Annotated in this window: 9 protein-coding genes; 3 read left to right on the forward strand and 6 right to left on the reverse strand. The window is 68.1% G+C overall.

What is annotated here, in order from left to right; genetic code table 11:
• Positions 1 to 18 precede the first annotated feature (18 nt).
• The 5 genes from ACYVDK_RS04095 to ACYVDK_RS04115 form a co-directional block, all read right to left on the reverse strand.
• Positions 19 to 831, reverse strand: a complete 813-nt coding sequence (locus tag ACYVDK_RS04095; RefSeq protein WP_460518331.1) for a DUF624 domain-containing protein — start codon at positions 829 to 831, stop codon at positions 19 to 21.
• The gene (locus ACYVDK_RS04100; protein WP_460518334.1) at positions 828 to 1,754 is read right to left on the reverse strand and encodes a carbohydrate ABC transporter permease; all 927 of its coding nucleotides are present in this window, start codon (positions 1,752 to 1,754) and stop codon (positions 828 to 830) included. The genes ACYVDK_RS04095 and ACYVDK_RS04100 overlap by 4 nt, the downstream gene beginning before the upstream one ends.
• Positions 1,754 to 2,701 (reverse strand): carbohydrate ABC transporter permease, encoded by a 948-nt coding sequence (locus tag ACYVDK_RS04105; protein ID WP_460518337.1) that lies wholly within the window; start codon positions 2,699 to 2,701, stop codon positions 1,754 to 1,756. Before ACYVDK_RS04105 ends, ACYVDK_RS04100 begins: the two co-directional genes overlap by 1 nt.
• Before the next feature lie 152 nt (positions 2,702 to 2,853).
• Complete coding sequence (locus ACYVDK_RS04110) at positions 2,854 to 4,140, reverse strand: ABC transporter substrate-binding protein (protein ID WP_460518340.1); 1,287 nt, start codon at positions 4,138 to 4,140, stop codon at positions 2,854 to 2,856.
• Positions 4,141 to 4,328: 188 nt separating this feature from the next.
• Positions 4,329 to 5,348 carry a hydroxyacid dehydrogenase gene (locus ACYVDK_RS04115; protein ID WP_460518343.1) on the reverse strand — a complete coding sequence of 340 codons (1,020 nt, stop codon included), beginning with the start codon at positions 5,346 to 5,348 and terminating at the stop codon, positions 4,329 to 4,331.
• A 300-nt stretch (positions 5,349 to 5,648) separates the two neighbouring features.
• Here ACYVDK_RS04115 and ACYVDK_RS04120 point away from each other — a divergent pair, with 300 nt between their 5' ends.
• The 3 genes from ACYVDK_RS04120 to ACYVDK_RS04130 are packed head-to-tail and all read left to right on the forward strand — an operon-like array spanning position 5,649 to position 11,184.
• Positions 5,649 to 7,778 carry a hypothetical protein gene (locus tag ACYVDK_RS04120; RefSeq protein ID WP_460518346.1) on the forward strand — a complete coding sequence of 710 codons (2,130 nt, stop codon included), beginning with the start codon at positions 5,649 to 5,651 and terminating at the stop codon, positions 7,776 to 7,778.
• Entirely contained in the window at positions 7,775 to 8,914 is a 1,140-nt protein-coding gene (locus tag ACYVDK_RS04125; protein WP_460518348.1) for a LacI family DNA-binding transcriptional regulator, read from the forward strand. The genes ACYVDK_RS04120 and ACYVDK_RS04125 overlap by 4 nt, the downstream gene beginning before the upstream one ends.
• Positions 8,911 to 11,184, forward strand: a complete 2,274-nt coding sequence (locus tag ACYVDK_RS04130; RefSeq protein WP_460518351.1) for a DUF2264 domain-containing protein — start codon at positions 8,911 to 8,913, stop codon at positions 11,182 to 11,184. The genes ACYVDK_RS04125 and ACYVDK_RS04130 overlap by 4 nt, the downstream gene beginning before the upstream one ends.
• Before the next feature lie 442 nt (positions 11,185 to 11,626).
• Here ACYVDK_RS04130 and ACYVDK_RS04135 read toward each other — a convergent pair whose 3' ends face one another.
• Positions 11,627 to 12,685: a LacI family DNA-binding transcriptional regulator gene (locus ACYVDK_RS04135; RefSeq protein WP_460518354.1), complete on the reverse strand. Its 1,059-nt coding sequence runs from the start codon at positions 12,683 to 12,685 to the stop codon at positions 11,627 to 11,629.
• Positions 12,686 to 12,830: the final 145 nt, after the last annotated feature.

The following is a 12,830-nucleotide window of genomic DNA, read 5'->3' on the forward strand; positions in this document are numbered from 1 at the left end:
CACACACGAAACGACGCCTCACCCGCGCTCCGCCTCCACGGCTCGGTGAAGGGAGTACTGCGCGTTCGCGAACACGGCATAGAGCAGGATGCCCGGCACGAGCGCCGCGCCCAGCACCGGTTGCAGCAGAACGGCCGCGCCGATCAGCGCGACCATCACGAGCGCGACGACGCTGAAGTACCAGCGGCGCACCGTGAGGTACAGCGCCGCCTTGGCCAGGGCCCGAAGCGACGCGGTCTCGAACACGACGAGCCCGGCCAGCGTGAACAGCGCCATCGCGATCGAGCCGATACCGAACACAGCCAAGAGGGGTCCGAGCAGTGGCGCCCATACGGTGCCGGCCAGGACTGTGCCGTCGAACAGGGCGATCGCCACCACGAGCGCCGCGCCGAGCCCGACGACGAAGGCCGCCCGGCCGCGCCGCCGGTATCCACGTAGGAACGCGGAGAACGGCTGCGGCCGCCCCTCCTCGCGCATCGCGCGGAACACCTCGAACGCACCGACCAGTGACGGCGCGAGCGTGAGCGAGAGCAGCAGGAAGAACGGCCAGGAGGCCAGCGAGTCGACAGTGACGAACAGCATGGCCGCCAGCGGCAGGTTGAACATCACGAGCAGCACATCGACCATGAGCAGCGCGTATGCGTACCCGAAGATCGTCTCCATCGTCTCCTGGCGGAACTCGAAGATGCGTCGACGATGGCCGGGAGTGCGGGACGCGCCGGTGCCGCTTGCGCGGGACGCGCCGGTGGTGCGGGACGCGCCGGTGCCGCTTGCGCGGGACGCGCCGGTGGTGCTGCCGGCGCGCGAGACGCGGGGTGCCGTGGCGGTCATCCCTTCATTCCGCTCGTCGCTATACCGCTGATGAAGTATCGCTGCCCGGCCAGGAAGATCACCAGGATCGGGATGATCGAGATCACCGACCCGGTCATGATCATGGCGTACTGCGCGGAATACTGGCCGATGAACGACCTGAGGCCGATCTGCACCGTCCACAGGTCGTTGCTGGAGAGGTAGATGAACGGCCCCATGTAGTCGTTCCACGTGTTCACGAACGTGAGCAGCGCGAGCGAGGCCAGCGCCGGCTTCGACAGCGGCAGGATGATCCGCGCCCAGATTCCGTAGTCGCTCAGGCCGTCGATGCGAGCCGCCTCGTTCAGCTCATCCGGAATCGTCATGTAGTACTGCCGCATCAGGAACACACCGAACGCGCCGAACGCCTGCAGCAGGATGAGCGCGGTGAACGTGTTCGTCAGCCCCACCTTCTGCATCATCATGTACTGCGGGATCATGTACGCCTGCCACGGCACAGCGATGGTGGCGATGTAGGCGAGGAACAGGGCATCCCTTCCCGGGAAGCGCACCTTGGAGAACCCGTAGGCGGCGAAGCTGCCGGTCAGCACCTGCAGACACGTGATCACGACGGCCAGGATCGCCGAGTTCATCAGGTATCCGGCCATCGGGATCTGCGTCCAGATCTGCTGATAGTTGCTCCACACGAACGTCGACGGGATCCACTGGATCGGCACCGAGAGCACCTCGTTGTCGTGCTTGAACGACGAGGAGAGCATCCAGATGAACGGCAGCAGCACGACCACCAGCAGCAACACGAGCACGACGTACATCGCGATGCGGCCGATGCGGGAACGGATGCGCCGCCCTCCGCGTCCGCCCCGCCCTCCGTGCCCGGGCCGCGACGACGGATGCGTGTGCTCGGTCTCGAGCTCCTGCGCGAGGTCTGAGGTCAAAGTGGACATCATCGCTCCCTGATCTGCTGGATGCGGAACTGGAACACGGTCACGATCAGCACGATCACGAAGAGCACCAGCGAGATGGCGGACGAGTAGCCGAACTGGCCGTTGATGATGCCGTCCTGATAGATGAGCTGGGACAGCACAAGGGTCGCACGGCCGGGCCCGCCCTGGGTCATCACGAAGATGAGGTCGAAGACCTTGAAGCTCGACACGCTCAGCAGCACCAGCACGAGGAACGTCGTGGGTCGAAGCGACGGCAGCGTGATGCTCCAGAACTTGCGCCACCGGCCGGCGCCGTCCACCTCGGCCGCCTCGTAGTACTCGTTCGGTATGGCCTGCAGCCCGGCGAGGAAAAGCACCATGTAGTAGCCCATGTCGCGCCACACGCTGGTGATGATCACGGCAGGAAGCGCCCACGTCGTGCTCGAGGTCCAGCCGGGAGCGTTCGCGATGCCGATCGCGTGCAGGAACTGGTTGATCGGCCCGTTCGTGGGGTCGAACAGCATGTTCCACACGATCGCGATGGCCACGAGCGAGGTGATGTACGGGAAGAATATGGCCACCCGGAAGAACGCGATCCCGCGCAGCTTCTGGTTCAGCAGGAGAGCCAGCCCGAGCGAGAACGCCAGCGTCAGCGGCACGTGCCCTAGCGCGTACAGCAGCGTGTTCGCGAGCGCGACATGGAAGCTGTCGTCTCCGAACAGCCGGGCGAAGTTCTTGAAGCCGGCGAACGTCGGCGGGTTGTACGCATCCCAGTTCATGAACGCCAGCACGAAGGCGGCGATCACGGGGACGAGGGTGAAGAGCGCGAAGCCGACGAAGTTCGGCAGGATGAAGCTCCAGCCGACGAGGATGGCGCGGCGGCGCATCCTGCGGCTGGCCTTTCGCGACTTGGCGGGTGCCGGCGTCGGGGTGAGTGCCGGGTCTCGACGTTCGGTGATTGTCGTCATGGTGTCCTCATGCGATGCGTCCGGGGCGGCCCCACCCCGCTGGTTGCATAGCCGGCGCAGCCGGCGTATCGAAACCTGCCTGTGATCGCGTTTCGATACGCAGCGCCTTGGGCGCCACTACTCAACCCGCGGGAAGGGGCCACCCCTAGGTGCTACTGGCCGAGCACTTCCGACTTGACCCGGCTCTCCATCTCGGCGATGCCTGCGTCGACGGACTTGCTGCCGGTCATGATGAGCTGGTGCTCCTGGTTCAGGATGGTGCCGATCGCTGCCGTGTTCGGCGCCACCGGGGCGTCGAGCTTGATGACGTCGGGGTTGAACGCCTTCTTCGACGTGGCATCCTGCGGCATGCCCTCCAAGCCGAAGTAGGCCTTCGTGATGTCGGTGCTGTGGTAGGCGGGCACGATGCCCACCGAGACGACGGCCTTCGCGCCGGCCGGGCTCACGGCGAACTGGAGGAACTTCTTCGCCGCGGCGACGTTCTTCGAGTTCTTGTTGATGCCGAAACCGGTCGGGCCGCCGTCGGTGGTGATCTTGCCGTTCGCCTTGAGCTGCGGAAGCGGCGCAATACCCCAGTCGACGTTGGTCGTGCCGGCCTTCTTGTCGGCCAGCAGCGGCGCGATCAGCCAGGTGCCCATCGGCACCATGGCGGCCTGCTGCTTCTCGAACACGTCCTTGTACTGCACCTGCTGACTGTTCGCCGTGGCCCAGTTCATGATCGTGCCGGCGTTCTGCATGCCCAGCGTCAGGTTGTACTGGTCTTTCATCCAGCCGTAGCTCGGCGTGTTCAGGTCGTGGCCGGTCTGAGCCGCCGCGAGGCCCTGCACCATCGAGTTCCAGGTGTGGATGTATGCGCCGTACACCTTGGATGCGCCGTCACCGGTGGTCAACTTCTTGGCGTCGGCGGCGAACTCGGCCCAGGTGAGGTTCGTCGGGTCGGGCAGCCCGGCCTTCTTGAACATCGCCTTGTTGTAGTAGAGCACGTTGAAGTCCTGGCGGTACGGGATGGCGTACGTCGTGCCCTTGTAGTCGTAGTTCGACAGCGCCGGGATCTTGTCCCCCGGCAGCGACTTCGCGATGTCGCTGACGTCGACGAACTGCTTCTTCTGCGCGTAGCCGGAGTAGTCGGTCAGGTTCTTCACGGTGATGATGTCGGTGGTGTCGCCACCGGCCAGCATGGTGGTGACCTTGTCTTCGTAGTTGGCGGCGAGGATGTCCACCGGCTGGATCGTGATGTTCGGGTTCGCCTTCTCGAAGGCGTCGAACAGCGCCCTGAACTCCGGCGTCTGCGCATAGTTCCAGACGGAGACGCGCAGAGTGGTCTTCGCGCCGTCGGTGGAGCCCGCAGAGGGGGCGGACGACGAGGTGCCGGCGCATCCCGTGAGTGAAAGGGCGAGCGCGGCGGTGATCGCGCCCGCCGCGATCAGAGATCGCTTCATGAGGAATAACTCCTTTGTTATCGAAGATCTGTTATCGAAGATCTGTTATCGAAGATCTGTTGTCGAAAGATCGGTTTTCGAGTGTGGTGTGGAATCGATGCTGTGAACGGTGTCGTGGACTGCGATTCAGCCGTGGCGCAGGCGCCTCCTTGCAACGACGTCGGTGTACGGGTGGACGGCGGGGGGCATCACGCGCTCAGCTGCAGGTCGTCGCTGGTGATCTCGTCGACGAGCGGATCGCCCGCCGCGTAACGCTCGAGCTCGTCGAGCGCGGCATCCGTCATGCGGTGCAGTTCGCTGCCCAGCGAGCCGGCGATGTGCGGTGTGATCATCACGTTCGGCAACGTGAACAGCACCGAGTCGGCCGGAAGCGGTTCCGGTTCGGTGACGTCGATCATGGCGTTGATGCGGCCGCTCGCGCAGGCCGCCTCGAGTGCTGCCGTGTCGATGAGGCTGCCCCGAGCGGTGTTGATCAGTGTGGCGTGGTCGGGCAAGGCGGCGAGCTGCCGAGCACCGATCATGTTCTGCGTGGACGGCAGCGCCGGCGCGTGCAGTGACAGCACGTCTACCCGCGGCAGCAGCTCTTCGAGCGTCACGAGTTCGGCACCGGCCGCCTGTACCTCCAGCGGATCCGCGTATGGATCGGAGACGAGGCAGGTGACACCCTCGAGCTGCTGCAGGAGGTCGACGACGCGTCGTCCGACGCGGCTGAAGCCGACGATGCCGATCGTGCGGCCGAGGTTGCTGAGCTCGCCGTATCGCTTGATCCGCAGACCGTTGCCGCGTCGCGCGTCGGCGTCTGCTGCGATGAACGGCGCCTTCTTGCCTGCGAAGATCACCGCGGCGAGCGTGTACTCGGCGACCGGAACGGAGTTCGCCTCAGCGACGGTTGAAGCGCGGATGCCCCGGCGCCAGAACTCGTCGCTGACCTGCGGCCTGATGGTTCCGGCGCAGTGCAGCATGGCCTTGAGGCTCGGCATGCGGTCGAGTCGTTCGGCGGTCAGCTGCGGAGCCCCCCAACCTGTGAGCAGGACCTCGACCTCAGCGAGCCGCTCGTCCAACGCCGGATCGTCGAGGTCTGCGGTGAAGACCGGGGCGGAGACCTCGGCGAGCAGACGGAGCCGGCCGAGGCGGGTGGGATCGAACTGGCTCTCGAACACATCACGCGCCATGACGACGAGGGCTTCCGGCTTGCGGGGTGGGGTCATTCTGGGCGGGCTCCGCATTCATCGAGTCACGAGGCGAATTCACCGGGCGGTGAGGAGGGCGACGGGTTCGCATTGCGTCGTCGCGATCAATAGTAGATACTCAATCCCGATCGGGAACAAACACGATGATCAGACTCGAACAGCAACATACAAATACGAATGAATAGCCAGAGAAGGTAGCGGGGGTCAGCGACGATGCTGGAACGATCACGAGTCAATGCGCACTCCGCGCCCCCACCGGGCGTCACTGTCGAGCCCGGCGAGTTCCGTGGCCCGTTGTTCGACCGCTGGGGTCAGGCCATGCGCGCGCCCTCGCTTGCGAAGGCGTTCAGCGGCGCCGGATCGCCGGAGTTGCGCAGCAGGCTGGGCATCCCGACGGCGACCGATCGTTCGGCATTGACGACGATGGACCGTTCAACGATCGATGCGATCACCGAGCAGGCGCGTGCGGAGCGCGGGCTCCCCTGGCCGCAGGCACTGGCATCCGTCTTCGCGCGCTATGTGCGTGACGGCGACCGCCGCCAGTACGAGAAGGCGCTCGACGATCGCATGTATCGCCTCACCCGGGCCGTGGTGACGGCAGCGGTGACGGATGATCCCGCCTGGCTCGACGAGGCCGCCGACGGCGCAGTCCTGATGTGCGAGCTCAGCACGTGGTCGCTTCCCGCCCACGACGATGCCCACACCCGCCGCGGCTTCGTCATCCCGGATGCCGCCTCCCCCTACGTCGACCTCTGGGCAGGCGAGGTGGTCGCGCAGCTCGCCGTCGCCGACCACGTGCTCGGCGAGCGGTGGAATGCCGCGTGGCCCGGCCTGCGCGAACGCATCCGTCACGAAGCGGAGCAGCGCGTGTTCACCCCGTTCGAGACGCGCGACGACCTCTGGTGGCTCGGCTACTGGCGCGAGGTGAACAACTGGAATCCGTGGATCCTCGGCAACATCGTGCTGGCCGCGGTGCTGCTGATCGACGACACGGAGCGTCTCGCACGCATTCTGGATCGTGCACTGGAGTCGCTCGACCGATACGTGGCCACCTTGCCCGACGACGGTGCGATCGACGAGGGCGTCAGCTACTGGTGGCAGGGCGCTGCACGCATGCTCGAGTTGCTCGACGCCGTCGTGCGCATCACGGACGGCGCACTGGATGCCGCAGACATCCCGGTGATCGGCGAGTCCCTGCGGTTCCCGATGCGCATGCAACTCGGCGGCGCCTGGTACGTGAACGTGGCGGACGGAAGGGCACGCATCGGTGCTCGCGAGCCGTGGCACGTGCCGTTCCGCTGGGGTTCCCGGCTCGGCGACCGACAAGTGGTGGCGTGGGCGAGCGGCGGTCGACGGGCAGGCGCGCCGGTCGCATACGCCGACCGCGGCCTGCCGCGCCTGATGCAGGCGCTGAGCGACGCCGCGTGGCGCGATGCCGTTCCCGCCGACCCGCCGCTTGCTGCCCGGGTCTGGCTTCCGTCGGTGCAGTTGCTCGTGAGCCGCGCAGCGGAGGGCGATTCGTCAGGCCTCACGCTTGCCGCAAAAGGTGGTACGAACGACGAGAACCACAACCACAAGGACGTCGGCTCGTTCATCGTGGCCGCAGGCGGGCGGCCGCTGCTCGTCGACATCGGCAAGCCGACGTACACCGCGCAGACGTTCAGTGCCGGGCGGTACGGCATCCGCGCCATGCAGAGCGGATGGCACAACGCGCCGGCACCTCACGGTCTCGAGCAGGGCGAGGGTCCGGCGTTCGCGGCCACGGTCGTGCGGGCTCCGCACGACGGCCGGCCCGAGCTCGAGCTCGACCTCTCAGGTGCGTACCCGCTCGCACGCGACGAGAGCTGGACGCGCTCGTTCCGTCTCGTCTCCGCCGAGCGCGCCGAGATCGTGGACACGTGGAACCTCAACGCCCCGCCGGTCGAGCACCCCTCCCCGCAGGTCGAGCACCCGTCGTCACCACCCGTTGAGCACCCCTCCCCGCAGGTCGAACACCCCTCCCCGCAGGATGAGCACCCCTTCCCGCAGGTTGAGCACCCCTTCCCGCAGGTTGAGCTTGTCGAAACCGAGCCCGCCAGGCCTTCCGGGTTTCGACAAGCTCAACCCACGGGAGTGCGGGCTCAACCCGCAGGAGTGCCGGCTCAACCCGCGGGAGTACGGGCTCAACCCGCAGGACCCGCAGTACAGGCTCACCCCACGGGAACGGGAGAGGTGCACCTCATCGCAACAGGCGCCGTCGAGGCGCGCGGCGCGGAGGTGACCGTCACCGCCGGTGGGCACAGCATCCGGGTCACCACCGCGGAGGGCATCCAGCCGACCGTGGAGGAGTGGCAGCTCGACGACCCCGAGCTGATCGACGTGTGGGGCACCCGGCTGACGCGCCTGACGTACCGCCTCGATGCAAGCACCGGGTCGCTGACCACCATCGTCGAGCAGGTGCGGCCATGAGCGGCGGGGACCAGCTGTTCGCGCTGCAGAGGCGCGAACGCATCATGGATGAGATCCGTGAGCACGGATCCGTCACCGTCAGCGATGTCGCCGGCAGGCTGGGCGTGAGCGAGTTGACGATCCGCCGCGACATCAACGCGCTCGCCCAGCAGGGCCTCGTCACCCGGGTGCACGGCGGCGCGACGCTGCGCAGCTCGATCGAACCCGCCCTGGCTCCGGGGCTCGCGGGGCACGATCCGACCGTCACGAAGTACACGATCGGCATGGTCGTACCCTCGCTCGACTACTACTGGCCGCCCATCGTGAACGGGGCGAGGGCGCAGGCGCTGCAGCTGCGGGCACGGCTGATGCTGCGGGCATCCACGTATGACGTTCGCGACAATCGCAAACAGGTCGAGGCGCTGCTCAACACGCCCGGCATGCACGGCCTCATCGTCGCCGCCGACCAGTCGGGCGACGATGGCCTGGAGATGCTGCGCTGGCTCGACTCGCTGCCGGTGCCTGTTGTGCTGGCCGAGCGGCGCATCCGCTCCGCTGCAGGTGTGCATCGGCTGGAGTCCGTGGTGACCGATCACGCGACGGGCACCGCCGAGGCGGTGCGCCACCTGCACGCATCGGGACATGAGCGCATCGGGCTTCTCACCCAGTCCGAATACCCCACCGGGCGTTACGTTCGCCGTGGATGGCGGTCGGCGATCACCTCGCTGGGCCTTCCGACAGATGGCGTTCAGCTGAACGGCTTCCGGTTCGACGTGCCCGGGCGCGAACGTCTGATGGACGACGTGCTCGACCGGTGCCGGAAGACCGGCACGACAGCGCTCATCGTGCTGCCCGACCCGCAGGCGCTGGCGCTCGAACAGCACTGCCTGGACCGCGGGATGCGTGTGCCGCAAGACCTCGCGCTCGTCGCCTACGACGACGACGTCGCCCGGTACGGCGACCCGGCCATCACGGCGGTCCGGCCGCCGAAGCAGTTCGTCGGCCGCGAGGCGGTGAACCTGCTGATCGCTCGTCTCGAGGGCGGCGCCAGCCGGCCCGCCCACCGGCTGAAGCTCAGTGCCGAATTGCACGTGCGTGACTCGTCGCAGCGGTCTCCGGCTGAATCCACCACGATGCCCGAGGAGGCAAGCGCATGACCCTGGACCTGCCGGAACTCGACGTGCCTGCACTCGCGCCGGCGCTCGCCCTGCCAGACCCGGACCTGCCGGCAGCGGACCTGCCTGCACTCCACCTGCCAGCACTCCACCTGCCAGCGGAGAACCGCGACCTCTCGCCCTACACGGGCTGGACGCGCGATCACTGGGCGGCCATCGCCGACCACCTCCTCACGTCGCTGCGGCCGTACTTCACGCCGACCGGGAGCCGGGTGATGCTGCCGGGAACGGCGAGCTCGAGCGGACCGGAGAGCGACGGTCTGGAGGGGTTCGCGCGATCGCTGCTGCTGTATGCATTCCGCACGGCGGGGGAGCACGGCGCCGATCCGCTCGACTTCACGTCGTGGTACCGACGCGGTCTCCTCGCCGGAACCGATCCCGCGAACGCGGAGCGCTGGCCGACTCCGCGGGAGAAGGGTCAGGCGAAGGTGGAGGCGGCATCCATCGCGCTGGCTCTGCAACTGACCAGGCCGTGGCTCTGGGACACGTTCGCGTCCGGCGAGAAGCAACAGCTCGTGGACTGGCTGGCGCAGTCGCCGGAGGGCTGGTATCCCGACAACAACTGGCTCTGGTTCCGCCTCACGGTCGAGACGTTCTTGGCGTCGGTGGGCGGCCCCTACGACGCCGAGCGCGTGAGCGCCGACCTGGCCACGATCGAGTCGTACTACCGCGCCGACGGATGGTACGCCGACGGCCGCCTGCGCGCGTTCGACTACTACTGCGGCTGGGCCATGCACGTGTATCCGCTGCTGTGGGTGCGATCCGAGGGTTCGGCGGGGCTCGGCGCCGGCGTTCTCGAGCCGGTCTTCCGCGGGCGGCTCGAGAAGTTCCTCGATGACTACGTGCACCTGATCGGCGGCGACGGCTTGCCTGTCTTCCAGGGTCGCAGCCTCATCTACCGGTTCGCGACCGCTGCACCGCTCTGGATGGGCGCCGTCACCGGCGCCACGAACCTGTCGCCCGGCGCGATCCGGCGGGCGGCATCCGGCGTGCTCAAGGCGTTCGTCGAGCGCGACGCCATTTCGGCCGACGGGCTGCTGACGATGGGCTATTTCGACCGGTGGCCGGCCATGGCGCAGAACTACTCGGGACCCGGATCGCCGTACTGGGCCTCCAAAGGCATGCTCGGGCTCCTGCTGCCGGCCGACCACCCGGTCTGGCAGGCGGTCGAGGAGCCGCTGCCCGTGGAGGTCGCAGACACTCGGCGGGTGATCCGGCCTGCCGGCTGGATCATCAGCGGAACGAAAGCCGACGGTGTCGTTCGCCTGCTCAACCACGGCGCGGATCACGCCGCGAAGGGCGATTCCGCCGGCGACTCGCCGATCTACGCGCGCTACGGCTACTCGAACGCGACGGTTCCGCCGCTGACCGGAGCAACGATCGACGATCCGGTCGACAACTCGGCCGGTGCCCTCGACGCGCACGGCCGCTCCTCGCATCGCACCGGTTTCGACCCCGGCTCGATCGGCGACGACGGCGTCGCGGCATATGCCACCTCCGTCACCCACTCGCACTGGGTGGACTCGAGCGGCGACACCGGTCCCGACCACGGATCCGGTCGTACCGGGGTCGTCACCGACGGCCCGACTCTGCAGACCGCCTCGGTGGTGCGCGGGGCATGGGAGGTGCGAGCCGTGCGGGTCGCGGATGCCGCGGGTCGGGCATCCGCTCCGGTCCCGCTGCGGATCAGCGGCTGGCCGATCAGCGGACCCGAGCCGCGCGGCACGACCCGCGGCGCCACGCCAGGGCGGGGCACAACCGACAGCGGCATGCTCGGACGCAGCACAACCTGCGACGGCACGCTCGGACGAAGTGCAACCAATGGCGGCACGCCGGGACGCAGCACAACCGACGACGGCACGACCCGCAGCGGGGCCACCCACGGCGGCGCGTCGCTGAACGGCGTGGCCCACACCGTCACTCCGGAGATCGGCACCGACGGCGGCCAGACGGACAACACCGCGGCCCGCGCCGAGTCGGACGGGCTGGTGGCAGAGCTCGTCGCGCTGACGCCCGGTGCGCAGCCCAGTGTGCGCACCGAGGCGGGTACGTCGCCCATCGGCGACCGGACCGCTGTGCCTTGGCTCGTCTACGACGCGGTGCGTTCGGGCGACACCGTGATCGCGGCGTCGTACCTCGGGCGCGGTGGCGCCGACGACGCGCCGTCGGCGGCAGCGATCACCACGGGAGACACCGTCGAACTGGAGGTCACCTGGCCCGACGGCGCACGAACCACCGTCGCCCTCCCCTGACTGCGCGCCGCATCCTGCCCCACCGCCAAGCCCTGATTGCCCCCGCGAAAACAGGAAAATCCTCCGGCAACAGGCATGTGCTGCCTGCTCCCGCGTGGAAGCCGCTTTCCTGCCTGTTTTCGAGTTCGGGGCGGTTTCCCGCTCGGGGCGGTCCCCGCGGCGACTGCGCGGAACGCTCGGCCGCGCGACGGGGGTGCAGCCGCGCGACGAGCAGCCACACATCTGACGAGCCACCACGCAACAGACGACCGCACACGCACCGGGCGACCAAGCACGCAACTGACGAACGAGCACGCACCGGACGAGCCACCACGGAACAGGCGTCCATTGCGTGCTGACTCGTCGGTTCCGTGCTCGTTCGTGAAGGGGATGCCGCGCCCGTTCGTGAACGAGGATGCCGCGCCCGTTCGTGAGCGACGACGCCGCGCTCGGCGTGATGCCGTCAGGCGCGCGAAGGGGTGCTGTCGCGCACGGTCACCACGCCGCGGATCGGCTGCTGCACGGCGGGCACCTCCGCGAGGGCGAGCTCCAGTGAGCGCTCGCCCAGCTCGCGCAGCGGCAGCGACACCGTGGTCAGCGACGGCACGACGTCTTGCAGCATCTCGATGTCGTCGAATCCGGCGACGGCGATGTCGACACCGGGCGTCAGTCCGCGCTCGCGCATCGCGGTCATGGCCCCGACGGCCATCACGTCGGTGACGGCGAAGACGCACTGCGGGCGGATGCCGGCATCCAGCATCCGGAGCATGTCGCGGTAACCGCCCTGCCGCGAGAAGCCGCCGGTGACGACGGATGCCGCATGCGGCCGGATGCCGTGCTCGGCCAGCCCTGCAAGGAACCCGCGGGTTCGGTCGGCCGAGGTCGTGAGTCCCGACGGCCCGGCCAGCACGGCGAAGTCGTGGTGGCCGAGACCCACGAGGGCGTCGGCGAGCGCAGCGGCGCCCTCGGCGTTGAGCACAGGTACGGCGCGGAACCCGTTCGCCTGGGCGCCGATCATGGCCACGCGCCCGCCCTGCGCCTCGACCGCTCGCAGTTCTTCGGCGATCGCCGCTTCGGTCTTGTCGTCCACGTAGCGGCTGCCCACCACGATCACGGCGCTCGGCCGCTGTCCGCGCAGTGCTGCGATGGTGTCGACCACGTGCTCGGGGTCGGTTCCCGCTGTGGACATCGTCACGATGAGGCGGTGCCTGGCCGCGGCATCCGCCACCCCGGCCGCGATCGCAGAGAAGTACGGATCGGCGATGTCGCCGAGGACGAGCGCGACGGTGCGACTGGTGCCGCGTGCGACGGCCTGCGCCTGCACGTTCGCCGTGTAGTGCAGTTGCCGAGCGGATGCCTCCACCCTCGCCTTGAGCTGCGGGTTGACCGTTCGTGTGCTGCCGTTCAGTGCACGCGACGCCGTCGCAAGAGACACGCCCGCGTGCTTGGCGACGTCGGCGAGAGTGGGAACGGAGCCGTTCCCGCCGGGCTCATGCGATGCGCTATGGATCTCTGCTACCACTCCTGCTCCCCTGGGTGTGTCTTTCTCGATTGTGCCGCACACCCCTTCTCCCGTTGGTCGAGCCTGTCCCGTTGGTTGAGCCTGTCGAAACCCTCCCCCGTCGGTTGAGCCTGTCGAAACCGCCACCCCGGGGCAACTGGTTTCG

The sequence above is a fragment of the Humibacter antri genome (genome assembly GCF_054777235.1).

Excerpts from the sequence above, each read along its gene's own strand:
- ACYVDK_RS04095 (WP_460518331.1), bottom strand. The coding sequence starts at position 831 with ATGACCGCCACGGCACCCCGCGTCTCGCGCGCCGGCAGCACCACCGGC.
- ACYVDK_RS04100 (WP_460518334.1), bottom strand. The coding sequence starts at position 1,754 with ATGTCCACTTTGACCTCAGACCTCGCGCAGGAGCTCGAGACCGAGCAC.
- ACYVDK_RS04105 (WP_460518337.1), bottom strand. The coding sequence starts at position 2,701 with ATGACGACAATCACCGAACGTCGAGACCCGGCACTCACCCCGACGCCG.
- ACYVDK_RS04110 (WP_460518340.1), bottom strand. The coding sequence starts at position 4,140 with ATGAAGCGATCTCTGATCGCGGCGGGCGCGATCACCGCCGCGCTCGCC.
- ACYVDK_RS04115 (WP_460518343.1), bottom strand. The coding sequence starts at position 5,348 with ATGACCCCACCCCGCAAGCCGGAAGCCCTCGTCGTCATGGCGCGTGAT.
- ACYVDK_RS04120 (WP_460518346.1), top strand. The coding sequence starts at position 5,649 with ATGCGCGCGCCCTCGCTTGCGAAGGCGTTCAGCGGCGCCGGATCGCCG.
- ACYVDK_RS04125 (WP_460518348.1), top strand. The coding sequence starts at position 7,775 with ATGAGCGGCGGGGACCAGCTGTTCGCGCTGCAGAGGCGCGAACGCATC.
- ACYVDK_RS04130 (WP_460518351.1), top strand. The coding sequence starts at position 8,911 with ATGACCCTGGACCTGCCGGAACTCGACGTGCCTGCACTCGCGCCGGCG.